Annotated in this window: 20 protein-coding genes and 1 pseudogene; 5 read left to right on the top strand and 16 right to left on the bottom strand. The window is 63.9% G+C overall.

All coding sequences use genetic code 11. The annotated features are described in order from the left end of the window. Positions 1-116: 116 nt before the first annotated feature. On the top strand, positions 117-1,340 hold the full coding sequence (locus BG60_RS19085; RefSeq protein ID WP_033536476.1) for an MFS transporter: 1,224 nt from the start codon (positions 117-119) through the stop codon (positions 1,338-1,340). Between the two features lie 61 nt (positions 1,341-1,401). Here the strand turns inward: BG60_RS19085 and BG60_RS19080 are convergent, their stop codons facing one another. Next, the gene (locus BG60_RS19080) at positions 1,402-2,547 is read right to left on the bottom strand and encodes a branched-chain amino acid ABC transporter substrate-binding protein (RefSeq protein WP_008352302.1); all 1,146 of its coding nucleotides are present in this window, start codon (positions 2,545-2,547) and stop codon (positions 1,402-1,404) included. Between the two features lie 539 nt (positions 2,548-3,086). Between BG60_RS19080 and BG60_RS19075 the strand changes: the two genes are divergently transcribed. Then, on the top strand, positions 3,087-3,791 hold the full coding sequence (locus BG60_RS19075) for a dienelactone hydrolase family protein (protein WP_008352303.1): 705 nt from the start codon (positions 3,087-3,089) through the stop codon (positions 3,789-3,791). Positions 3,792-3,832: 41 nt separating this feature from the next. Here BG60_RS19075 and BG60_RS19070 read toward each other — a convergent pair whose 3' ends face one another. Together BG60_RS19070 and BG60_RS19065 are read right to left on the bottom strand one after the other, a co-directional pair. Continuing rightward, on the bottom strand, positions 3,833-4,018 hold the full coding sequence (locus BG60_RS19070; RefSeq protein WP_008352305.1) for a hypothetical protein: 186 nt from the start codon (positions 4,016-4,018) through the stop codon (positions 3,833-3,835). A gap of 226 nt (positions 4,019-4,244) precedes the next feature. After that, positions 4,245-5,471 carry an MFS transporter gene (locus BG60_RS19065; RefSeq protein WP_008352306.1) on the bottom strand — a complete coding sequence of 409 codons (1,227 nt, stop codon included), beginning with the start codon at positions 5,469-5,471 and terminating at the stop codon, positions 4,245-4,247. 324 nt (positions 5,472-5,795) lie between these two features. Here BG60_RS19065 and BG60_RS19060 point away from each other — a divergent pair, with 324 nt between their 5' ends. The 3 genes from BG60_RS19060 (at position 5,796) to BG60_RS36945 (ending at position 7,980) form a co-directional block, all read left to right on the top strand. Then, a complete protein-coding gene (locus BG60_RS19060; RefSeq protein WP_008352308.1) occupies positions 5,796-6,008 on the top strand; it encodes a hypothetical protein in 213 nt (70 codons plus the stop codon). A 34-nt stretch (positions 6,009-6,042) separates the two neighbouring features. After that, positions 6,043-7,074 carry a serine/threonine protein kinase gene (locus tag BG60_RS19055; RefSeq protein ID WP_008352310.1) on the top strand — a complete coding sequence of 344 codons (1,032 nt, stop codon included), beginning with the start codon at positions 6,043-6,045 and terminating at the stop codon, positions 7,072-7,074. Positions 7,075-7,251: 177 nt separating this feature from the next. Continuing rightward, the gene (locus BG60_RS36945; protein ID WP_008352312.1) at positions 7,252-7,980 is read left to right on the top strand and encodes a PepSY-associated TM helix domain-containing protein; all 729 of its coding nucleotides are present in this window, start codon (positions 7,252-7,254) and stop codon (positions 7,978-7,980) included. A 68-nt stretch (positions 7,981-8,048) separates the two neighbouring features. Here BG60_RS36945 and BG60_RS19045 read toward each other — a convergent pair. From BG60_RS19045 to mgrA, 13 genes and pseudogenes are all read right to left on the bottom strand, one after another. Further along, positions 8,049-9,218 (bottom strand): annotated as a pseudogene (locus BG60_RS19045) (PepSY-associated TM helix domain-containing protein); the annotation flags it as partial. A 127-nt stretch (positions 9,219-9,345) separates the two neighbouring features. Further along, complete coding sequence (locus BG60_RS19040; protein WP_008352326.1) at positions 9,346-10,365, bottom strand: XdhC family protein; 1,020 nt, start codon at positions 10,363-10,365, stop codon at positions 9,346-9,348. Continuing rightward, entirely contained in the window at positions 10,338-10,883 is a 546-nt protein-coding gene (locus tag BG60_RS19035) for an SRPBCC family protein (protein ID WP_008352328.1), read from the bottom strand. The genes BG60_RS19040 and BG60_RS19035 overlap by 28 nt, the downstream gene beginning before the upstream one ends. Further along, positions 10,874-12,067 carry a vWA domain-containing protein gene (locus tag BG60_RS19030; RefSeq protein WP_033536462.1) on the bottom strand — a complete coding sequence of 398 codons (1,194 nt, stop codon included), beginning with the start codon at positions 12,065-12,067 and terminating at the stop codon, positions 10,874-10,876. Before BG60_RS19030 ends, BG60_RS19035 begins: the two co-directional genes overlap by 10 nt. After that, on the bottom strand, positions 12,064-12,960 hold the full coding sequence (locus BG60_RS19025; RefSeq protein ID WP_008352332.1) for an AAA family ATPase: 897 nt from the start codon (positions 12,958-12,960) through the stop codon (positions 12,064-12,066). Before BG60_RS19025 ends, BG60_RS19030 begins: the two co-directional genes overlap by 4 nt. A gap of 6 nt (positions 12,961-12,966) precedes the next feature. Beyond that, the gene (locus tag BG60_RS19020; protein ID WP_034472363.1) at positions 12,967-13,767 is read right to left on the bottom strand and encodes an FAD binding domain-containing protein; all 801 of its coding nucleotides are present in this window, start codon (positions 13,765-13,767) and stop codon (positions 12,967-12,969) included. A gap of 12 nt (positions 13,768-13,779) precedes the next feature. After that, positions 13,780-16,161, bottom strand: coding sequence for a xanthine dehydrogenase family protein molybdopterin-binding subunit (locus BG60_RS19015; protein WP_008352335.1), 2,382 nt, complete (start codon positions 16,159-16,161; stop codon positions 13,780-13,782). Between the two features lie 57 nt (positions 16,162-16,218). Next, complete coding sequence (locus BG60_RS19010) at positions 16,219-16,695, bottom strand: (2Fe-2S)-binding protein (RefSeq protein ID WP_008352336.1); 477 nt, start codon at positions 16,693-16,695, stop codon at positions 16,219-16,221. A 226-nt stretch (positions 16,696-16,921) separates the two neighbouring features. Then, entirely contained in the window at positions 16,922-18,343 is a 1,422-nt protein-coding gene (locus BG60_RS19005; RefSeq protein WP_008352338.1) for a branched-chain amino acid transporter BcaP, read from the bottom strand. 157 nt (positions 18,344-18,500) lie between these two features. Continuing rightward, positions 18,501-19,154: a response regulator transcription factor RqpR gene (gene rqpR, locus BG60_RS19000; protein WP_008352341.1), complete on the bottom strand. Its 654-nt coding sequence runs from the start codon at positions 19,152-19,154 to the stop codon at positions 18,501-18,503. 10 nt (positions 19,155-19,164) lie between these two features. Beyond that, positions 19,165-20,028, bottom strand: a complete 864-nt coding sequence (locus BG60_RS18995; RefSeq protein WP_034472360.1) for a sensor histidine kinase — start codon at positions 20,026-20,028, stop codon at positions 19,165-19,167. A 343-nt stretch (positions 20,029-20,371) separates the two neighbouring features. Beyond that, positions 20,372-21,142, bottom strand: a complete 771-nt coding sequence (locus BG60_RS18990; protein ID WP_034472359.1) for a ferredoxin--NADP reductase — start codon at positions 21,140-21,142, stop codon at positions 20,372-20,374. Positions 21,143-21,633: 491 nt separating this feature from the next. Then, on the bottom strand, positions 21,634-22,677 hold the full coding sequence (gene mgrA, locus BG60_RS18985) for an L-glyceraldehyde 3-phosphate reductase (protein ID WP_008352347.1): 1,044 nt from the start codon (positions 22,675-22,677) through the stop codon (positions 21,634-21,636). Positions 22,678-22,838: the final 161 nt, after the last annotated feature.

Genomic DNA, 22,838 nt, shown 5'->3' with positions numbered 1-22,838 from the left:
GCAGCAGGTCCGAGCGTGTCACCTGGCCGTTCGATAGAATCGAAAGCCTTCGCGTTCGATGGCAACATGTCCGGTTGTCATCGCATCCCGCGCAACTTCAAAGAACGATTTCATTCGTGTCCGATTCGACCACTGCCTCCGCCGCCTGCGAATCCAATCCGACGCTCGCGCTACATCGCACTCTTCCGCATGCCACACGCGTACGCGCGCGCTACGCGACGATGGCCGTCTTCTTCATCGCGGGCATGATGTACGCCTCCTGGGGCGTGCACGTTCCCACCGTGCGCGACAAGTTCGCACTCAGTCCCGGCATGCTCTCGTTCGCGTTGCTGGCGGTCGCGGGCGGCTCGATCTTCGCGATGCTCACCGCTGGATCGTGGATCGCGCGCGCCGGCACGCGCACCGCGTGCATGGCGGGCGGCATCACGATGATGATCTGCGGCTCGCTGATCCTCGTGACGCCTTCTTACTGGATGCTGCTCGTCGTGCTCGCGATTTTCGGCTTCGGCATGGCGACGCTCGATGTCGCGATGAACGCCGAGGCCAGCGCGGTCGAGCAGGCTCTGGCGCAGCCGATCATGTCGTCGCTGCATGGCATGTTCAGCATCGGCGGGATGGCGGGCGCGGCCGCGGGCGGCGCACTGCTCGCGCACGGACTCGCGCCGGCGGCGCATCTCGCGCTCGCTTCCGGTGTGAGCCTGCTCGTACTGCTCGTATCGATGCCCGCCGTGCTGCCGCACGTTCCGCATCACGACGAGCACGCGAAGGCGTCGTCATCGAATCGCTGGCGCTCGGGCGCGCTGTGGGCGCTCGGCGGCCTCGCGCTCGTCGCGCTGATCGCGGAAGGCGCGATGTACGACTGGGCCACTGTATATATGCGCGATGTCGTCGAAGCCACGCCGTCGGTGTCGAGCGCCGCTTACGCCGCGTTCTCGGGCGGCATGGCGGCAGGCCGCTTCGGCGGCGACGCGGTGCGCGCGCGTTTCGGCGCGCCGCAACTGATCTTCGGCAGCGCGGGGCTTGCGTTCATCGGCATGGTGATGGCGCTCTTGCTGCCGAACACCATCGTCACGATGACCGGCTTCACGCTGATGGGCTTGGGCCTCGCGAACATGATGCCGGTGCTGTTCGCAGCAGCGGCGCGCGTCGAGGGCGTGACGCCCGCGGAAGGGCTCGCGCAGGTCGCGGGCCTCGCGTATTTCGGGCTGCTGCTCGGGCCGGTGTTGATCGGCGGCGTTGCACAGATCAGCAATCTGCCGATCGGGCTGTGCGTCGTCGCGGCGTGCTGCTTCGTCATCACGCTCATCGGACCGCGCATTCTCAGGCGCTGGAAGATATGAAAAAGCGCGCGGTCCTTTCGGAACCGCGCGCTTCTCTGGACTTCGAGAAGTCCGAAGGAAATTACATCTTCACGACGTCGAGCAGCGTCTTCTTGCCGCCCTTGTAGTTGTACAGCGAGATCACGCCGTGCTTCAGATCGCCCTTCGAATCGAAGGTCGTCTCGCCGATCACGCCCTTGTAGTCCGTGTTCGGCATCGCGGCGACGATCTTCGCCGGATCGGTCGAGTTGGCGCGCTTCATCGCGTCGACGATGATGTACACCGCGTCATACGTGAACGGCGCGTAGATCTGGATCGGCTGGCCGAAGCGCTTCTGGAACTTCTCCGCGAACTGCTTGCCGCCGTCCATCTTCTCGAGCGCCATGCCCGCTTCCGAGCACACGACGTTGTCGGTCGCATCGCCTGCGAGATCCGACAGCTTTTCCGTGCAGACGCCGTCGCCCGCGAGAACCTTGGCGCGCAGGCCGAGCTGCTTGGCTTGCTTGGCGAACGGGCCGCCGGTTGCGTCCATGCCGCCGTACATCACGGCGTCGGGGTTCTCACCCTTGATCTTCGTCAGAATCGCGCGGAAGTCGACGGCCTTGTCGTTGGTCGCGTCGTGCGAGATCACCTTCAGGCCGAGCGACTTGGCGGTCTTTTCGAACTCGTTTGCGAGACCCTGGCCGTATGCCGTCGAGTCGTCCACCACGGCGACGCTCTTCACCTTCAGGTTCTTCGCGGCGTAGTTGGCGAGCGCCGGACCTTGCTGCGCATCGGTCGCGACGACGCGGTACGTCGTCTTGAAGCCTTGCTGCGTGTAGGTCGGGTTCGTCGCCGACGGGGAAATCTGCACGATGCCCGCGTCGCTATAAATCTTCGACGCCGGGATCGACGTGCCGGAGTTCAGGTGACCGACGACGCCCACGACCTTGTCGTCGACCAGCTTCTGCGCGACTTGCGTCGCCGTGCGCGGGTCGGCCGCGTCGTCTTGCGCGTCGAGTTCGAGCGTGACCTTCTGGCCGTTGATCGTCAGGCCCTTGGCGTTGATCTCTTCGACTGCGAGCCGCGCGCCGTTTTCGTTATCCTTGCCCAGGTGAGCAATGCCGCCGGTCAGCGGAGCGACGTGACCGATCTTGACGACCTGGTCGGCTGCTGCGGACGTTGCCAACGTCGCGAAGAGCACGGCTGCGGCGCTGATCGGCAACAGTTTGTGAAGCTTGGTGTTCATGTAAGTCTCCAGTTTCGGTCCCAAAAACAACGTAATCGCCCTGTGCCCCGTCTTTCATCACGATCGCTCAGTCCCGTGGACGACCACGCCGGATGCATCGTCATGCACTTGGCAAGTCCTTCCGGCAGGCCGTTCGTGGCAGCCGCCATCCGCACTGCGCGCAAGTGTAGGGTTGTCAAATTAATTTAGGGAAGTTTTTTAAGATAGTGGTGTCACTACCAATTAACGGCCAGTTGTGATGCGCCGCCGTTTGTGGTGGCGTTCGCGTGAAGAAGCCCTGTGCATGCGGGTTTGCGCGACATCGGCGCGCAAAGGTTTGGCCGTCATTCGAGTCCGGCAGACGCGCGCCGATAATCGCTGCCCATCGGCACCATTAGCCTGTTTTTTAATGACTGTTTTTAGCTGGCGTTTAGATCGGCGCCTCTAAAAACCGGCTGCGCGTCAAAGCGCGTGCCAGAGGGCGCGCGGACGTTCAGGGCGACTGAAAGGGAAAGCTGGCAAACTCACACGCCTGCATTCCCACACACAAGGAGTTTGACGTGACCGTTTCCACGACTTCACGCTGGATCGACATTCCGGCCGATGGCGGCAGCTTCCAAGGCTATCTCGCGCTGCCGAAGACAGGCACCGGACCCGCCGTGATCATCCTGCAGGAGATCTTCGGCGTGAACGGCCACATTCGCAGCGTCGCGGATCAATACGCCGCCGATGGCTACGTCGCCCTCGCACCCGATGTTTTCTGGCGCACGCAGCCGCGCGTCGAGCTGGGTTACGAAGGCGCGGATCGCGAAAAGGCGATGGAACTGCTGCAAAAGACCAAGCTCGATGCCGCTGTCGCGGACGTCGGCGCGGCTGCGAAAGCGCTGCGCGCGCTGCCCGAAGTGACGGGCAAGATTGCGGCGATCGGCTATTGCTTCGGCGGCCGGCTCGCGTATCTCGCGGCGGCCGAGGGTTCGGTGGATACGGCGGTGGCCTATTACGGCGGCGGCATTCAGAACGCGCTCGACAAGGCCGATCAGGTCAAGGTGCCGATGCAGTTCCATTACGGCGAACTCGACGCGCACATTCCCGCCGATGCCGTCGATGCCGTCCGTCAGAAGTTCGCGGGCCGCGAGGATTCGGAACTGTATGTCTACGCGCAAGCCGACCACGGCTTCAACTGCGGCGATCGCGCGTCGTATAACGGGAAGGCGTCGGCGCTCGCGCACGGACGCACGCTGACCTTCCTCGGCGCTCATCTGTAATAGAAGCACCTTTCGCAAGCGCGCCCTGAACGGCGCGCTTGCTATATCAGCGCGGGCAATCCTTCGACGAGCAGAAAGGCGGCGAGCACACCGAGCAATGCGCCGAACACGCGCAGTACGTTGTTTCTCAGATGCGTCGCGCAGGGAATGGCCCCGAGGAACAGCGCGCCAGCGAGCGCCATCGGGATGATCAGAATGAAGTCGCCGATCGTGAAATACGTCGTCATGGTGCGTCTCCCATCGTCCTGCTTCTGGCTTTATCGTCGCGTGTGAAAAGCTGCATCGACGATTCGAGTATAGGCCGCGCCAACGAAGGCGTTAGCCCAACTTCGTACGACGGCAAACCACGAAAACGTACGAAAGCCTTGCGCGACAAGGACTTGCAGGCACCTATTTTTAAGCGGACGCGGAAAAACCCTTAGCTTCGGCTTATTTCAATCGGCTTTCGATTGTTCAGACGACAGCGTGCTCGCGCCGGTTCAGATGCACCGCGCCCGCAATCCCGACGAGCAGCAGCGCGCCGATCAGCCCGGCGACGCCCTTCCATCCGAATGCGGTCCAGAAGTGCCCTCCGTACGATCCGATCAGACTCGACCCTATGTAATACGCGAGCAGATAGAGCGCGGCCGCCTGGCCTTTCGCTTGTATCGCGAGCCGTCCGACCCAGCCGCTCGCGACCGAGTGCCCTGCGAAGAAGCCGAACGTCAGGCACGCGATACCCGCAATGATCACCGGCAGCGCGTTCGACAAGGTCAACGCGATGCCGAGCATCATCAGCACCAGGCTTGCGATCAGCACGCGGCCGCGCCCGAAGACATCGGCCATCTTGCCGGACCACGGCGACGCGACCACGCCCGTCAAATACACGGTGAAGATCGCGCCGATCTGCGTCTGATTCAGGTCGAACGGCGCGCCCAGCAACCGATATCCGACGTAGTTGTAGAGCGTGACGAAACTGCCCATCAGCACGAAGCCGATGAGAAACAGAAACGGCAAACCGCGATGCCGCAGATGCCCGCCGAGCGAGCGCCGATGATGCGCGAACCCGACGCCGCGCCGCGGCTTGAAGCGTCGCGACGGCGGCAGCAGCGAGCGGAACGCGAGCGTGGCGAGCAGACCCAGCAGCCCGATTCCGCCGATAGCGACGCGCCAGCCGAAAAGATCCGCGAGGATGCCGCTGATCACGCGCCCGGCCATGCCGCCGATGGCCGTCCCGCCGACGTAGAGTCCCATCGCGAGACCGAGGCCTTCGGGATGCACTTCCTCCGCGAGATACGCCATCGCGACCGCGGGCACGCCGCCGAGCGCGAAGCCTTCGAGCGCGCGCACGACGAGCAGCGCGTGCCAGTCCGGTAGCACGGCGGCGATCACCGTCAGCACCGACGACGCGAGCAGCGAAAGCGTCATCAGCCGATGACGGCTCCAGCTTTCCGAGACGAATCCCGCGATGAAGATGGCGATCGCCAACGCCGCCGTGCTCACCGACACCGCGAGCGCGCTGACCGCCGGACTGACGCCGAACGCCTTCGTGAACTCGGGAAGCAACGGCTGCACGCAGTAGAGCAGCGAAAAAGTCGCGTAACCGGCGAACAGCAACGCGAGCGAAGCACGCCAATAGGCGCGCGAGCCGCGTTCGAGATACGGAGCGGCATCGGCGGCCCGGTTTGCGTTAGCATCCACGAATGAAGTCTCTGCTGAAAAAACTCTCGACGATACGCCGATCCTCAGGGTTTTGCCTGATAAGCAAGCCGCGATCCGGCCACGTAGCCCATTAATTGCTGCTATTCGTCTGCGATCGGCAACATAACGAAGCGAATGGCGTCGCGCCGACGCGCCGCCATGCGCTAAAGTTAGAGCACAATCGTTCATGAAAGCCGCGCGTGTCGCGCTTCCCGCAACAGCGACGCGGCGATTGTCTGGTGCACGAGCCGTGAAAAGCCTGTGCTTGGTGAAAACATATGACCGGCGCTTCAATCCCAGCCGGCGTTGAAACGGGGATTCATCATGCAAATCGGTTCGATTGTCCGCTCCGTGCATATTGCCGTGCCTCAGGGCGCGCGCGGCATCGTGATGCGCATTCTCGGCGACATGGCCATGGTCGCCTGGTACGCGGGCGAGCCTGGCGTAACCAAACTGCTCAATACCGAGCCGTTCTTTCTCGAAGACCTGATCGATACGGGCGATGTCGTGCGCCCGTCGAACACGGTCGTGCACTAAGAAGCGACGCGCCGCATTGCGGCACAATGCCGGGATGAACTCGATCCATCCCGACTCCCAGGGCGCGCCCGCCGACGACGCGCCGCCCTTCTCCGGCCTCACGCCCGATTGCGTACTCGATGCAGTCGACCGCGTGCTGATGCCCGCAGGCGCGCGCACCGATGGCCGCCTGTTGCCGCTCAACAGCTACGAAAACCGCGTCTATCAGGTGGGCGTCGAGGACGGCGCACCGATCGTCGCGAAGTTCTATCGGCCGAAACGATGGTCGAATGCGGCGATTCTCGAAGAGCACGCGTTCGTCGCGAGTCTCGTCGCGCGCGAGATTCCGGCCGTGCCCGCGCGCGCGCTCGATGGCACGACGCTGCACGAATTCGACGGCTTTCGCTTCTCCATCTTCGAGCGGCGCGGCGGACGCGCGCCCGACCTCGATCGCAGCGACACGCTCGAATGGCTCGGGCGCTTCATCGGGCGGATTCACGCGGTGGGCGCGGTCGAGCCGTATCGCGAGCGGCCGACGCTCGATATCGACACTTTCGGCTATGAACCGCGCGAGTTCCTGCTGACGCACGGCTTCGTTCCCGCCGATGTGCGCGAAGCGTGGGAAGCCGTCGTGTCGATGGCGCTCGAAGGCGTCGCGCGATGTTTCGAGCGCGCGGGCGATGTGCGGCACGTGCGTCTGCACGGCGACTGTCATCCGAGCAACGTGCTGTGGACCGACGCGGGCCCGCATTTCGTCGATTTCGACGACAGCCGCATGGGCCCGGCCATTCAGGACTTGTGGCTGCTCTTGCCCGCCGGACGCGCGGATGCATCGCGCGCGCTCACCGATCTGCTCGCCGGTTACGAAGATTTTTGCGAGTTCGATCCGCGCGAACTGCATCTGATCGAAGCGCTGCGCACGCTGCGGCTGATTCATTATTCGGCGTGGCTCGCGCGCCGCTGGAACGATCCGGCGTTCCCCGCCGCCTTCCCGTGGTTCAACACGCAACGTTACTGGGAAGACCGAATCCTCGAATTGCGCGAGCAAGTCGGCGCGATGCAGGAAGGCCCGCTTTGGCCCGTTTGAAATTTTTTGTGACATTCACGGACTGTCAGGCGATCGCAAAGCGTTGAAAAGCGCTTTTCGGCATGTAATGATAACAATTCTCATTTGCCCGCCTGACATCGATCGCCGCGCGCGCGTGCGCGTTTAGCCGATCGGGGCGCGGCTTTGCCTGCCAACGCCCGAATTCTGGAGAGACGCGTGAACGCGCCTGAAACCCTCAATACGCCGCCGTCCGCGACGGGCGGCTCGACGTATTACCGTCCGCATGGGCGTCTCATCGACGATGCCGAGCAGATCGTCCGCAAGAATCGCTCGCGCCGCTCGACCTTCCTGAAGTGGCTGCGCAAGGTGCATGGTTGGGTCGGCTTGTGGGGCGCGCTGCTGGGCCTGCTGTTCGGCGCGACGGGTTTTCTGCTGAATCACCGCGCGCCGCCGCTGCGCATTTCGACCGGCGAGCCGCAGGTTTCGCAGATGCAGATGCCGCTGCCCGCCGAAGGCTTCAAGTCGCCGCGCGACATGGGCGCGTGGCTGAAGAAGGAACTGGAGATCGACGGCAATCTCGGACGCGCGCGCAAGGAACCGGCGCATCCGGTCGGCTGGGGCGACAAGAGCACGATGCAGCCGGAACAATGGTCGGTGATGGTGGCATCGCCGGGCGGCAGCGTGATGGCGGAGTACTGGGTCGGCAACAATTTCGTGTCGGTGAAGCGCACCGAAAACACCTTCCTCGCGATGATGACCAACCTGCACAAGGGCGTTGGCCTAAGCGTGGGCTGGGTGCTGCTCATCGATACGTTCGCGGGCAGCATCATCCTGCTGTCGCTTACCGGCGTGCTGCTGTGGACCGAGCTGAACAAGAAGCGCACAGCGGGCGTGGTGATCGTGGCGGCGTCGCTGATTGCGGCGATTGTTTGCGGGTTGATTTGAGGGATTCGGGACGTCGACCACGCGGCCGACGTCCCCTTCCCCTTCCGCGGGTTATGCCGCGTCAGCCACAAATAAAGCCCGCTCCCGAGCACGACGATCGTCAGCACATCGAAGGCGGCCCAGAAAATCTTCAGCGGCATGCCGCCGAAATCGCCGAAATGCAGCGGCTGCGAGCCGAGCAGCACCTTCAGATACCACGGCAACTCGCGTGAATCGGTGAGCGCGCCCGTCGATGCATCGACGAGCACAGGTCGCATGATCCGCGTCGTCAGAATGCCGTCGCCGCGCATCCACACGGCATAGTGATGCGGGCTCGCGAAGCGCGTCCCCGGAAACGCGACGAACGACGGAATCATCTCGGGCGCGACGCGTTGCGCTGTCTTCACGGCATCGTCGATGGAAGCGCGCACGACGACCGGCGGCTTGTCACGATACGGCGCGACCATCTGCGCGAGCTGATCGTTGCGCCATGCTTCGAGCATGAGATCGGCGAGCGTGTTGATCGAACCCGTCGCGCCGACGAGCAACGCCCACCCGAGCGTCAACATGCCGATGGCGTTATGCCAGTCGAGCCACACGATCCGCCGCTTCTTCTTCAGGCGCACGCGCCCGAGCCCGACCTTTCGCCAGAACGGCAGATACACGACGATGCCCGACACGATCGCCGCGAGAAACACCACGCCCATCGCGCCGAGAAAGAGCTTGCCGAAGAGGCCGGCGAACATGTCGACGTGCAACTTCAGCAGCACGAACTTGAGCGAGCCTTTGCCGGGCGGCATGCCGAGGGGCTGGGCGGTGCGCGCATCGACGGTCGTACTGAGCGTATCGTCGGGCGGCGTGTCGGCTTTCGGCGCGGTGACGACGACCGGCAAAAGCGGATCGTCCGGCTCCCAGATCATGTATTGCGGCACATGGCCCGGATGCTCGCTCAGCGCCGCGCGCAACACCGCGTCGTAGCTCGCGCGCGCATTCGCCTGCGATGCAGGTAGCGCCGGCGCTTCGATCGCATCGCCGGTGAGGATGTCGAGTTCGTGGCCGAACACGAGCGGCAAGCCGGTCAGACACAGCAGCAACATGAACGCCGTGCAGACGAGACTCGTCCACCGATGCACGATCGACCATACGCGCAGCGCGCGCTGGCTGATGTGGCGCTTGTTCGCGGACGAGCGCGAGTCGGGCGATGCATCGGCGCGGGCGGGTGCGCGCTGGTCATCGCCGGTCAAAAACTTGCCGGGCATTCGACTAAATCGTTGAGCTGAAAGGGAAACGGCTGCGCGTCAGCCGAAGCTTGCCACGCAAATGAGAATGATTATTATATAGCCGTCGCGCCCGTCCGGGCCGCGTTTCGTCAGGATTTTGTAATAATCAGATGCCGCAGACTTCGCCTTTTCCGGCAACCTCGCGCGCCGCTTTCGCGCCTTCCACCTGCAACAGTTCGGGCAACGACACGCCGTTCTTCGCCGCCGTGACTTCCGCGAGAATCGACACCGCGATTTCCGGCGGCGTCCGGCTGCCGATATAAATGCCTACCGGCCCATGCAACCGCGCCAGTTCGGCCTCGCTGAGATCGAACTCCTTCAGACGCTCGCGCCGCGCCGCGTTGTTGCGCCGCGAACCGAGCGCGCCGACGTAGAACGCGGGCGTCTTCAGCGCTTCCATCAGCGCGAGATCGTCGAGCTTCGGATCGTGCGTGAGGGCGATGACCGCGCAGCGTTCGTCGAGCTTCATCTCCATGACCGTGTCGTCGGGCATGGTTCGCACGATCGTCGTGCCGGGCACATTCCACTCTTCCGTGTATTCCTCGCGCGGATCGCACACGGTCACCTGATAATCCAGCCCGACCGCGATACTGCACAGATAGCGCGACAACTGCCCCGCGCCGATCACGAGCATCCGGTAACGCGGGCCGTGAATCGTCAGCAGATGCGCGTCGTCGAAGAGCACGCCGTCGGTGGCCTGCGCCGGTTCGAGGCGCGCCGCGCCCGTGGCCATGTCGAGCGTGCGCGCGACGAGCCTGCCGCTTTCCACCGCCGCGCACAATTCCGAGATGCCGCTTTCCATCGTCAGCGGCTCCAGCACGAGCTGGATCGTGCCGCCGCACGGCAAGCCGAAGCGATGCGCCTCTTCCGCGCTGATGCCGTACTTCACCGCTTCCGGCTTCGTCTGCTCGATGCCCCGCTGCCGCACGCGATCGATGAGATCGTCCTCGATGCATCCTCCCGACACCGAACCGACGACGTGGCCATCGTCACGCACGGCGAGCATCGCGCCTTCGGGTCTCGGCGACGAGCCCCATGTCTTCACGACCGTCACGAGCAGCACGCGATGTCCCTCTTCGAGCCATCGCGCGCTGTTCTTCAGGACTTCGAGATCCACGCTGTCCATGATTTCTTTCCCTTTTCCTTCTCTTCTGCGCCGCTTTCGTCTTGGTCGGCGGCTGCATCTTGCGATTCCTGGCCGCCTTGCAGCTGCGCGCTGAATCGCTTGAAGAATTCTCCCGCGATCTTGCGCGCCGCGCCGTCGACGAGCCGCGAGCCGATCTGCGCAAGCTTGCCGCCGACCTGCGCGTTTGCACTGTAACTGAGCTTCGTCGTGTCGGCTTCGTCGCCGGGTTCGAGGTTCACGGTCGCGCTGCCCTTGCTGAAGCCGGCCGCGCCGCCCTGCCCTTCGAAGACGATCGTGTAAGTATGCGGGGCGTCGATATTCGTCAGCTCCATTCTTCCCTTGAAGCGCGCTTTCACCGGACCGACCGCCGCCGTCATCGCGACGTTGTAGGCGTTCTCGCCATCGGCGTCGATGCTGTCGCAGCCCGGAATGCAGACCTTCAGGATCGACGTGTCGTTCAGCGCTTCCCACGCGCGCGCCTGCGGCACCGGCAACGTGTGTGTTTCGGTCAGTTCCATCTCGTGTCTCCAGTGTGCCGTGACAGCGCGGCCAGTTCGGCTCCGACCGCGCCGAGGCTGTCGAGGTTATGTGCCGCGAGCATTGCATCGACGTGTGGCAGGATCGCGCGCACGCCTCGCGCGCGCGGCGTGAAATCGGCGAAACGCAGCAGCGGATTGAGCCACACCAGCCGATGCGCGAAACGCCTGAGTCTTTGCATCTCGGCATCGAGCACGTCGATGGCTTCGTGATCGAGGCCATCGGTGACGAGCAGCACCGTGGCCCGACCGGCCAGCACACGCCGCGCCCAGCGCCGATTGAACTCCGCGAGCGTCGCGCCGATGCGCGTGCCGCCGGACCAGTCCGCGACGTTCTGTCCGAGCGCGGCAATGGCGACATCGGGATCGCGTTCGCGCAAGGCGCGCGTGGCGTTCGTGAGCCGCGTGCCGAACAGGAACACTTGCAGACGCTCGCGCGATTGCAATAGCGCGTGACAGAAGTAGAGCACGGCGCGCGAATACGCGCTCATCGAGCCGGAAATGTCGAGCAGCAACACGAGCGGCGGTCTGCGCTCGACCGCCGCGCGATATTTCCACACGGTCCAGTCGCCGCCCGAGCGCACGGCGTGTCGCGCGCTCGCTTTGAGATCGGCATGCGTGCCGCGCGAGCCCGCCTTCAGCCTGCGCGTCGGTTCCGTCGCGAGCGGCATCCGATGCGCGCGAATCTGATGCCGCAGCGTGCGCCATTCGTCGGCGCTGAGCGTGTCGAAATCGCGATGGCTCAAGCGTTCCTGCGCGCTGAACGTGATGCGCGCGTGCGCCTCTTCCGGCTTCGATTCCGGCGGCGGCGTTGTCGACGATGCCGCCGCGCGCGTCGCCAACGCATCGGCGAGACGGTTGTTGCGCTTCGGCGGCGGCATGCCGCTCTTCACCTTCGGCAGCAACAGCGCGCGCAGCTTGCCTTCCCAGTCGGGATCGCGCCAGAAAAGATCGAACGCCGCATCGAAGATGTCGCGTTCGTCGCTCGCGTGGACGAGCAAACACGCGAGCGTCGCGCGCACATCGTCGCGGCGATTCAGATCGACGAAGCGCAACGCGTCGAGCGCATCGACCGCGTGCGCCGGCGACATGCCGAGCCCCGCGCCGCGCAGAAGCCTCACGAAATGGACGACATTGCGCGCGAACGGTTCCATCGTGGTCGTCATGGCGTGGCCGCGAGGCATTGCGCGAGCGTATCGGCGTCCATGCGCGCGAGATCGTCCTGATACTTCAGCAGCACGCCGAGCGTGTTCTGCACCGATTGCGGATCCAGTTCCGTCACCGACAACGCCGCGAGCGCGCGGCACCAGTCGATCGTTTCCGCGACGCCCGGCGCCTTGAAGAGATCGAGCGTGCGCAGCTCGTGCACGAACGCGACGGCGCGCTGCTGCAACGCCTGCCCCGCTTCGGGCGCGCGCGCCGCGACGATCGCCAGTTCGACATCGCGCTGCGGATAGCCGATCCACTGATAGAGGCATCGCCGCTTCAACGCATCGTGGACTTCGCGCGTGCGGTTCGACGTCATCACGACGAGCGGCGGTTGCGCCGCGCGCACCGTGCCGTACTCCGGAATCGACACCTGAAAGTCCGACAGCAATTCGAGCAGAAACGCTTCGAACGGCTCGTCGGCGCGGTCGATTTCATCGATGAGCAGAACGCGGCGCGCGTCGGGATTCGACGCATCGGGCAGCAAGGCCTGAAGCAGCGGACGCTTCAGCAGAAACTCGCTGCGATACAGCGAATCGTTCGACGGCGTTTCGCCCGACGCCTCCGCGAGCCGCAGCGCCATGATCTGCCGCGGATAGTCCCACTCGTATAGCGCGCTCGCGGTATCGAGCCCTTCGTAGCATTGCAGGCGCAGCAGCGTCGTGCCGCACAAGCCCGCCGCCGCCTTCGCGAGTTCGGTCTTGCCGACGCCCGGCTCGCCTTCGAGAAAGAGCGGCCGCTGCATCTTCAGCGCGAGAAAAAGCGCCGTCGCGAGCTCGCGGTTCGCGAAGTAGCGATGCTCGCGCAAGCGCGCGAGCGTCTCGTCGATGGATTGCGGCGCCTGTTCCGTCATCGCGGACTAGAACGACATCGCGCGCTCGATCGCGCGGCCCGCGAGCACCGGAATCAGATGCGCGCGATATTCGGCGCTCGCGTGCATGTCCGCGTTCAGCTCGTTGGGCGAGATCGTCACGCCGCGCGCCGATGCCACCGAAAAGTCCTTCGACAACGCCGCTTCCAGCTCCGCCGGACGAAACATCGAAGACGCCGCGCCCGTCACGCCGACGCGCACGCCGTCCTTGAACTTCGCGACGAACACGCCGACGAGCGCGAAGTGCGACGCGGGATTGCGAAACTTCTCGTAGCCCGCGCGCTCGGCCAGCGGAAACTCGACGGCCGTGATGAGCTCGTCGGGTTCGAGCGCGGTCGTGTACATGTCGATGAAGAAATCGTCCGCGGCGATGCGCCTTCTGTCGGTCACGACCGTCGCGTTTAGCGCGAGCACGGCTGACGGATAGCACGCCGCCGGATCGTCGTTGGCGAGCGAGCCGCCGATCGTGCCGCGCTCGCGAACCTGTCGATCACCGATGCGTCCCGCGAGATCCGCGAGCCCCGGCAGCGCGCGCTGCACATCCGCGTTCGATGCGACCGCCGCATGAGACACCGCGCCGCCGATCGTGAGCTTGTCGCCGTCGAGCGTGACGTTTTTCATCGACGCGATGCGCGTCACGTCGACGAGCGCCGAGGGCTGTGCGAGCCGCAGGCGCATCGTCGGCAAGAGGCTTTGGCCGCCCGCGAGGAACTTGGCGTCGCCGTTGGCGGAAAGCACCGCGACCGCCGCCTTCGCTTCGTCCGCTTTCTGATAGTCGAATGAGTACATTTGCCGGTCTCCTCAGGCGCGTTGAGCGTTATGCATCGCGGTCCACACGCGATGCGGCGTCGCGGGCATCTGCAAGTCCTTCACGCCGAGCGGCGCGAGCGCATCGAGAATCGCGTTGATGACCGCCGGCGGCGAACCGATTGCGCCCGCTTCGCCGCAGCCCTTCACGCCGAGCGGATTGTGCGTGCACGGCGTGCCCTTCGCGGTCTCGACGGTGAAGTTCGGCAGATCGCTAGCGTGCGGCATCGCGTAATCCATGAACGAGCCGGAGAGCAACTGGCCGGTGCTGTCATCGTAGACGCAGCGTTCGAGCATCGCCTGGCCGATGCCCTGCCCCAGCCCGCCATGCACTTGCCCTTCGACGATCATCGGATTGATGACGTTGCCGAAGTCATCGACGGCCGTGAACTGTTCGATGCGCGTTTCGCCGGTGTCCTGATCGACCTCGACTTCGCACACATACGCGCCCGACGGATACGTGAAGTTGGTCGGATCGTAGAACGCGTTTTCGTTGAGGCCCGGCTCCATGGTTTCGAGCGGGAAGTTGTGCGGCACGTACGCGGCGAGCGAGACGTCGACGAACGATTTCGTGCGATCGGTGCCCTTCACGCGGAACACGCCGTTGGTGAACTCGATATCTTCCGCCGACGCTTCCAGCAGATGCGCCGCGATCTTCTTCGCCTTCGCTTCGACTTTATCGAGCGCTTTCATGATCGCGGAGCCGCCCACCGAAATCGAACGCGAGCCGTACGTGCCCATGCCGAACGGGATGCGCCCCGTATCGCCGTGAATGATCTCGACGTTCTCGATCGCGATGCCGAGCCGGTCCGCGACCACTTGCGCGAACGTCGTTTCGTGGCCCTGTCCGTGACTGTGCGAACCGGTGAAGACGGTGACGGAGCCGGTCGGGTGCACGCGCACTTCGCCCGCTTCGAAGAGACCCGCACGCGCACCGAGCGCGCCCGCCACGTTCGACGGCGCGAGCCCGCACGCTTCGATGTAGCACGAATAGCCGATGCCGCGCAGCTTGCCCTTCTGCTTCGATTCGTCGCGCCGTTTTGCGAAACCCGCGACATCCGCGAGTTCCAGCGCGCGATTCAGGCACGCGTCGTAATCGCCGATGTCGTACGTGAGACCGACCGGCGTCGCGTACGGAAACTCGCGGATGAAATTGCGCCGCCTCAATTCGACGGGATCGATATTCAGCTCGCGCGCCGCCGTCTCGACGAGCCGCTCGACGACATACGTCGCTTCCGGCCGGCCCGCGCCGCGATAGGCATCGACGGGCACCGTGTTCGTGAAGACCGCTTTCACTTCGGCGTAGATCGCGGGCGTCGTGTACTGGCCCGCGAGCAGCGTCGCGTAAAGCACGGTCGGAATCGACGATGCGAACGTCGACAGGTACGCGCCCATGTTCGCCGTCGTATGCACGCGCATGCCGATGAACTTGTTGTCCTTGTCGAGCGCGAGTTCGGCCTTGGTCACATGATCGCGGCCGTGCGCGTCGGAGAGGAAGGCTTCGGAGCGCTCGGCCACCCACTTGATCGGACGCCCGACTTTCTTCGATGCCCACGTCAGCGCGACATCTTCCGGATACAGGAAAATCTTCGAGCCGAAGCCGCCGCCGACATCCGGCGCGATCACGCGCAGCTTCGATTCCGGCAGCGACAGCACGAACGCCGCCATCAGCAAGCGCTCGACGTGCGGGTTCTGATTCGCGACGTAGACCGTGTAGCTGTCGTCGTGCTTCGAATAGCTCGCGTTGACCGCGCGCGGCTCGATCGCGTTCGGCACGAGCCGCTGATTCACGATATCGAGCGTCGTGACGTGCGCGGCTTTCGCGAACGCGGCGTCGGTCGCGGCCTTGTCGCCGTGGCCCCAGTTGTAGCAGACGTTGTTCGGCACGCTGTCGTGCACGAGCGGCTGGCCCGCGTCCGATGCGCTCGCCGTATCGACCGTCGCGGGCAGTTCGTCGTAATCGACCTCGATGAGTTCGAGCGCGTCCTTCGCCTCCTTCACCGATTCGGCGACGACGAGCGCGACCTGATCGCCGACGTGCAACACCTTGTCGTGCGCGATGACGGGATGCGGCGGCTCGTGCATCGGCGAGCCGTCGGTGCTGTGGATGAGCCAGCCGCACGGCAGTCCGCCGACGTTTTCGCCCGCCATGTCCTTGCCGGTGAAGATGCCGATCACGCCCGGCGACTTCAGCGCCGCTTCGATATCGATGCGCGCGATCTTCGCGTGCGCGTGCGGCGAACGCAGGAACACGCCGTAGCTTTGCTGCGGCATGACGACGTCGTCGGTGTACTGGCCCGCGCCCGTCAGGAATCGATAGTCTTCCTTGCGCTTCACGCCAGCGCCGATCAGTTTCTGTTTCTCAGGGGCATTCATCGCGATCTCCTTGGTCAAAGGCGCGATACATCGTGTGAAATGTGGATTGACGCGGGATCAGGCGCCCGCTTTCATGTTTTGCGCGCCCTGCAAGACCGCCTTGACGATGTTGTGATAGCCCGTGCAGCGACACAGATTGCCGTCGAGCTGCTCGCGCACTTCTTCTTCGGAGAGATTCGGCGATTGCGCAGCCAGCGCGCTCGCGCTCATCACCATGCCCGGCGTGCAGAAGCCGCACTGAAGGCCGTGACATTCCCTGAACGCCGCCTGCATCGGATGAAGCTGGCCGTCTTTCGCCATGCCTTCGATGGTCGTGACTTCCATGCCGTCCGCCTGCGCGGCGAGGATGTTGCACGACTTGATCGCGCGGCCATCGAGATGGACGGTGCACGCGCCGCACTGCGCCGTGTCGCAGCCGATATGCGTGCCGGTGAGCCTGAGTTGATCGCGGAGAAACTGGACGAGCAGAACGTGCGGTTCGACGGTGGCGGTCACCGGTTTCCCATTGACCGTCAGGCTGATGCTGAGCGCCATTTTCACTGTCTCCTAAGTGAGGACGATCCAGCTTCACGCCACGCACCTGCCATCTGCCGCCGTGAGCGTTCAGCCGGAATTGGTGTTATGTGTTTGTGACAATGAGTAAAACACAAATCGGCGGGCGTCGCTATCGGCGCGAACGTCCGTCCCAAACTCAAGGTTTTGCCGCTGCAAATGCAAAGCGCCGCCTCGAGGGCGGCGCTTTTGTGTCGAGCAAAGACGCTCAGTGCGTCACGGTCTCTCGCTGCTCGTGCGTTCGACGTCCGAGCACCGAATGGCGTCGCGAGTACAGGAAATAGATCGCGAGGCCGATCACGAGCCACAGCACGAACGCGATCCACGTCATCGCCTGAAGATTGACCATCAGGAACAGACACGACGCCACCGCCAGAATCGGCACGACCGGCACGCCGGGGCAGCGGAACGCGCGCGGCAAGTCAGGATGCGTGCGGCGCAGGATCAGCACGGCGATGGAGACCATCGAGAACGCGGCGAGCGTGCCGATGTTGATGAGCTCGGCGAGCACGTTGAGCGGCACGAGCGCGCCGATCAGACCGAAGAAAATGCCGACGATCCACGTCGTGAGGAACGGCGTCGCGTAGCGCGGATGCACCTTCGAAAGCCGCGCGGGCAAGAGGCCGTCGCGCGACATCGCGTAGATGATGCGCGTCTGGCCGTAGCTCATCACGAGAATCACGGTGAGCATGCCGAGCACCGCGCCGAGATCGATGAAGCCCGCGACCCAGTTCTGACCCGCGACTTGCAGCGCGAACGACACCGGATGCGGATTGTTCGCGAACTGCGGCGCGGGCACGATGCCGGTCACGACGGCCGCGACCGCCACGTACAGCACGGCGCACACCGCGAGCGACGAGATGATGCCGATCGGCAGATCGCGCTTCGGATTCTTCACTTCCTCGGCCGCCGACGACACCGAATCGAAGCCGATGAACGCGAAGAACATGACGGCCGCCGCGCCGAACACGCCGGACCAGCCGTTCGGCATGAACGGCTGCCAATTTGCCGGCTTCACATGGAACACGCCGACCGCGATCACGAGCAGCACGATGGTCACTTTGATCGCGACCATGATGTTGTTCAGGCGCGTCGATTCCTTCACGCCGACCGAAAGCAGCCAGGTGATCGCCATCATCACGAGGAACGCGGGCAGGTTGAAGAACGTGACCTCGCCGGGCAACGCGCCGGGCGCGGCGGTGAGGGCGGTCGGCAGCGAGATGCCGAAGCCGGCGAGCAGCGACTGCAAGTAGCCCGACCAGCCGACCGAAACGGCGGACGTCGCGAGCCCGTATTCGAGCATCAGATCCCAGCCGATGATCCACGCGGCGAGTTCGCCGAGCGTCGCATACGAATACGTGTAGATGGAACCGGCGACCGGAATCGTCGACGAAAATTCCGCGTAGGCGAGGGCGGCGAAGCAGCACGCGATCGCCGCGATGATGAACGAAATCATGAGCGCCGGGCCGGCCTGGACGGCGCCGGTGCCGGTCAGCACGAAAATGCCCGTGCCGATGATCGCGCCGATTCCGAGGAACGTCAGATCCAGGGCGCCGAGCGTCTTTTTGAGCGATGTGCTGTGCGCGCCGGCCAGCATGTGCTCGATGTTTTTCTTGCGGAACAACGACATTGCGATGAGTCTCCTTCTGGCGCGCGCGAGCGGCCGTTACCTCGGGAAAACCCGATATTTTATCGGAGACTCAGAGATTGCCTATCCATTGAGCATGCAACGCAGAATTGCGGCAATTTGTTACGATCCACCCGTTTTATCTAGCGCGAGATAAAACCTACCCGGCGATGGCGGGATTCATGTCGACGAGACGGTTGCTCATCACATAGAACGTAAGCTCTGCGTTGTTCGCGAGCTTCATTTTCTCCAGCAACCGCGCGCGATAAACACTTACGGTCTTAACCGAAAGCGATAAGGCGTTCGCGATATCAGTGAGCCGTTTTCCCGAAGCAAGCATGCACAGCGTCTGATATTCGCGGTCCGATAGCTTCTCGTGCGGCAACCGGTCCGTATCGAGCGAAACGTAGGTTGCGAGGGCTTCGGCCATTTCAGGGCTCACGTATTTTCGGCCTGCGGCGACTTGCTGAATCGCGCCGATCATCAGCGCGGGGTCCGCCGTCTTCGACAGATAGCCCGCCGCGCCCGCCTTCAACGCGCGCACCGCATATTGATCTTCGCGATACATCGAAAACATCAGCACCGGCAGACGCGGGCTTTCGCGCTTGAGACGCTTCAACACGTCGATGCCGTTGATGTCCGGCAGCGAGATGTCGAGCATCGCGACATCGAGCGGGCGACGCGCGGCGAGCGCGAGCGCCTGCATGCCGGTCTCGGCCTCCAGCACTTCGGATGCGACGCCGCGTTCCAGCAGCAATTGCGCGACGCCGCGGCGCACGATGCCGTGATCGTCGGCGAGCAGGATTCTGAGCATCGCGGCGGCCTCAGGCGTTAACCACGCTGAGCGTGAACAGGCCCGGACCCGCCGCAGCCCACGGGAAACGCGCGCGCACGCAAGTGCCGGCAGGCTTCGCCGCCGCGACGCGCAGATTGCCGCCGAGCGCCTCGCAGCGCGCGCGCATCCCGGAAAGGCCGAAGCGTCCGCTCTTGCGACGCGCCGCCGCGCTGATGCCGACGCCATCGTCTTCGACGAGCAGGATCACGCCTTGTCCGTCGAGCGCGACGGACACGCGCGCATGCCCGGCGTGCGCGTGACGCGCGACGTTGCCGAGCGCTTCCTGCATCACGCGAAAGAGCGCGAGCGACATGTCGTGCGACATGCGATCGAGACGCGCATCGTCGGGGCAGGAGAAATCGACGGCGATCGCCGTGCGCGCGCCGAAATCCGCGATCCAGCCGGCCAGCGTGGCGGCGAAGTTGGCATCGAAAGTCGGCGTCTGCAATCCCTCGACGATTCGATGACTCGTCTCGCAGACATCCGCGAGCGCCGCGCGCGCCTGATGCAGCGCGTCGTCGAGCGCGGCGGGCGCATCGGCGGGCAGCCAGTGCTCGGCGCGAGCGAGCGCGATATTCGCGACGGTGAGCGCGGCGCCGCTCGCGTCGTGCAGATCTTGCGCGAGCGCCTGACGCGCGCGCTCTTCCGCGGCGGCGAGCAGCGCGGCGAGTTCCTGGACGCGGGCGGTGAGACGCTGAATCTGACGGTCGCCCTTGAGCTTGGCGTCGATCAGCGCGGAATAGGGTGAGGCAAACGACGCGCCGGAGCATTCCGGCGACGGTGATGGAACCGCGCGCAGCGGAGCGCGGCGAATCGGGTTCTCATCGAGCGTGATCGTGGCCGACGGGTTCATTCACTATCCTCGCTTCGAGCGCAACTGGAGCTACGTCCTCGGGTAACTCACGAGCGGCGTAACCGAATTTACACTCAGTAACATCGTTGACGGACTACGGGATGGCCTGCGCCGTCAAAAAGTAAACGCATCATATCTCAAAAAAATGATAAATCCATGTCGCGCAAGGCTTCGGCGGTCGAACTTCATGTCGTTTGCCAAGTCCGCTGCGCATAATGCGCAGGAAAAAGACCTACGGACCGTGGTCAATTTGTAACAGCGACGCGCGTATGGTGATTTCGTCGAGGCGAAAAAAAACCGGAGCGCGAGGCTCCGGTTTGTGCAATCGCGACGTCGAGACAGCTTATCCGACGAACGCCTTTTCCACGACGTAGTGGCCAGGATGGTTGTTGCTGCCTTCCTGGAAGCGCATCGCGTCGAGCAGTTCGCGCGTGTCGCGCAGCATGTGCGGGCTGCCGCAGAGCATCACGCGGTCGTTTTCGACCGAGAACGGCTCGACCGAGAGATCGGCGAACAGCTTCTTGGTCTCGATCAGATCGGTGATGCGACCACGGTTCGCGAACTCCTCCCGCGTGACCGTCGGGTAATAGACGAGCTTTTCGGACACGATTTCGCCGATATGCTCATGCGCCGGCAAGTGCTCGGTGATGAAATCCTTGTACGCGAGTTCGTCGACGAAACGGCACGTGTGCGTCAGCACGATCTTTTCGTAGCGGTCGTAGACGTCCGGGTCCTTGATGATCGACATGAACGGCGCGAGGCCCGTGCCGGTCGACAGCAGCCACAGCGTCTTGCCGGGCAGCAGATTGTCGGCGACGAGCGTGCCCGTCGGCTTCTTGCCGATCAGCACGGAATCGCCCACTTTCAGATGTTGCAGGCGCGAGGTCAGGGGGCCGTCCGGAACCTTGATGCTCAGAAATTCGAGATGCTCTTCGTAGTTCGCGCTCGCGAGGCTGTACGCGCGCAGAAGCGGCTTGCCGTCGACTTCGAGACCCACCATCGTGAACTGGCCGTTCTCGAAGCGGAACGAGCTGTCGCGGGTGCAGGTGAAACTGAAAAGCGTGTCGGTCCAGTGATGGACGCTCAGAACGGTTTGAGAATTAAGGTTGCTCATGGCTTCTTGAACTGTGCTCTAACTGTGCGAAAGCGGTGACGCTCGCGCCTGGCTGGCGGCGGATGCCACGCCGGGCCGATGTCGAAAACAAAGCGCGCTACGAGGGCGCAACGAGGAGCGCTGCGCTGTCCGAACGGGACGATCGAATGGTGAAGGTCGCCGATTGATCCGAAACCCGCGATGCGAGGACAGCGATTCACGCCGCGCCACGCGTGAACTTCGCGCAAAAAAAACTAACAGCCCGGCGCAATCGGCTATTTTAACCCGATAGTCGTTTCGCGGTCCGAACGTCGATACGGCGGCGGAGGCGCGCACGCGCGCCTCGTGGGCGAACGTGCGTGCAGAAGAAATGCACTTTCGGCTGACTGCGCGGCCGGTGGCCGGCCTCGGCGGCAACTCTTATCGCTGCGCAAAAGCCGCCGAGTCCGCATGATAGCAACGGATGCCGCGCGTATCTCGAAATACCCTTCTGGCGAAGGGCCGCACGCGTGTCAGATGCGCTGATCCGTCGACGGTTTTTCCCACAGGTTGATGCCGCCTTCCTTCGCGTGCTGATCGATTTCCGCGAGTTCTTCCTTCGAGAAATCGAGATTCTTCAGTGCGCCGACGTTCTCGACGACTTGCTCCGCGCGGCTCGCGCCGATCAGCACCGAGGTCACGCGCCCGCCTCGCAGCGCCCACGCGAGCGCCATCTGCGCGAGGCTCTGGCCGCGCTTCTGCGCGAGATCGTTGAGCTTGCGGACGTGCGCGAGGTTCGCATCGCTCAGATGTTCCTGCTTGAGCGAGCCGCCGCCCGGTTTGTTGACGCGCGCGTCCTGCGGCACGCCATTCAGATACTTGCTGGTCAGCAGACCTTGCGCGAGCGGCGTAAACGCGATGCTTCCCGCGCCGATGTCGTCGAGCGTGTCGAGCAGGTCTTCTTCGATCCAGCGGTTCAGCATGTTATACGACGGCTGATGGATCAGCAGCGGCACCTTGTGCTCGGCGAGCAGCTTGGCCATCTCGCGTGTTTTGGACGCCGAGTACGACGAGATGCCAACGTAAAGCGCCTTGCCCGAATGCACGGCCGTCGCCAGCGCGCCAGCGGTTTCTTCGAGCGGCGTATCGGCGTCGAAACGGTGCGAATAGAAGATGTCGACGTAATCGAGGCCCATGCGCTTCAGGCTCTGGTCGAGGCTCGCCAGCACGTATTTGCGCGAGCCGCCGCCTTGGCCGTACGGACCGGGCCACATGTCCCAGCCTGCTTTCGAGGAGATCAACAGTTCGTCACGATAAGGGCGGAAGTCGTCCTTGAAGATGCGCCCGAAGTTCGTTTCGGCGCTGCCGTACGGCGGGCCGTAATTATTCGCGAGATCGAAATGCGTGACGCCGAGATCGAACGCCGTGCGCAGAATTTCACGTTGCGTCGAGATCGGCGTCGTATCGCCGAAGTTGTGCCACAAACCGAGCGACAACGCAGGAAGTTTCAACCCGCTCCTGCCACAAGTGCGGTATTGCATCTGCGTGTAACGCTCGGAGGCTGCTTCGTAGGCCATGACGGATTTCCTCTGCGGATGGCGAATTGAACGGACTGGAACGGACAACGTGCATTTCACGCGACACGCGCGGACACGCACGCTGTCGAGGGCGTCAATGGTAAGCCAATCGGGGCTGGGCGCGCACGGCACGCGATGCCGTCCCGCTATTCGGTATAGGC

The sequence above is a fragment of the Caballeronia zhejiangensis genome (assembly GCF_000698575.1).
In the GTDB taxonomy this organism is placed as follows: Bacteria; Pseudomonadota; Gammaproteobacteria; order Burkholderiales; family Burkholderiaceae; genus Caballeronia; species Caballeronia zhejiangensis.
Note: the sequence above shows the minus strand (reverse complement) of the source record. Positions and strands in the feature narration are given on the sequence as shown.

Coding starts and splice junctions, on each gene's coding strand:
- BG60_RS19080 (WP_008352302.1), bottom strand. CDS start 2,547: ATGAACACCAAGCTTCACAAACTGTTGCCGATCAGCGCCGCAGCCGTG.
- BG60_RS19070 (WP_008352305.1), bottom strand. CDS start 4,018: ATGACGACGTATTTCACGATCGGCGACTTCATTCTGATCATCCCGATG.
- BG60_RS19060 (WP_008352308.1), top strand. CDS start 5,796: ATGCAAATCGGTTCGATTGTCCGCTCCGTGCATATTGCCGTGCCTCAG.
- BG60_RS19055 (WP_008352310.1), top strand. CDS start 6,043: ATGAACTCGATCCATCCCGACTCCCAGGGCGCGCCCGCCGACGACGCG.
- BG60_RS19040 (WP_008352326.1), bottom strand. CDS start 10,365: ATGGACAGCGTGGATCTCGAAGTCCTGAAGAACAGCGCGCGATGGCTC.
- BG60_RS19035 (WP_008352328.1), bottom strand. CDS start 10,883: ATGGAACTGACCGAAACACACACGTTGCCGGTGCCGCAGGCGCGCGCG.
- BG60_RS19030 (WP_033536462.1), bottom strand. CDS start 12,067: ATGACGACCACGATGGAACCGTTCGCGCGCAATGTCGTCCATTTCGTG.
- BG60_RS19025 (WP_008352332.1), bottom strand. CDS start 12,960: ATGACGGAACAGGCGCCGCAATCCATCGACGAGACGCTCGCGCGCTTG.
- BG60_RS19020 (WP_034472363.1), bottom strand. CDS start 13,767: ATGTACTCATTCGACTATCAGAAAGCGGACGAAGCGAAGGCGGCGGTC.
- BG60_RS19015 (WP_008352335.1), bottom strand. CDS start 16,161: ATGAATGCCCCTGAGAAACAGAAACTGATCGGCGCTGGCGTGAAGCGC.
- BG60_RS19010 (WP_008352336.1), bottom strand. CDS start 16,695: ATGGCGCTCAGCATCAGCCTGACGGTCAATGGGAAACCGGTGACCGCC.
- BG60_RS19005 (WP_008352338.1), bottom strand. CDS start 18,343: ATGTCGTTGTTCCGCAAGAAAAACATCGAGCACATGCTGGCCGGCGCG.
- rqpR (WP_008352341.1), bottom strand. CDS start 19,154: ATGCTCAGAATCCTGCTCGCCGACGATCACGGCATCGTGCGCCGCGGC.
- BG60_RS18995 (WP_034472360.1), bottom strand. CDS start 20,028: ATGAACCCGTCGGCCACGATCACGCTCGATGAGAACCCGATTCGCCGC.
- BG60_RS18990 (WP_034472359.1), bottom strand. CDS start 21,142: ATGAGCAACCTTAATTCTCAAACCGTTCTGAGCGTCCATCACTGGACC.
- mgrA (WP_008352347.1), bottom strand. CDS start 22,677: ATGGCCTACGAAGCAGCCTCCGAGCGTTACACGCAGATGCAATACCGC.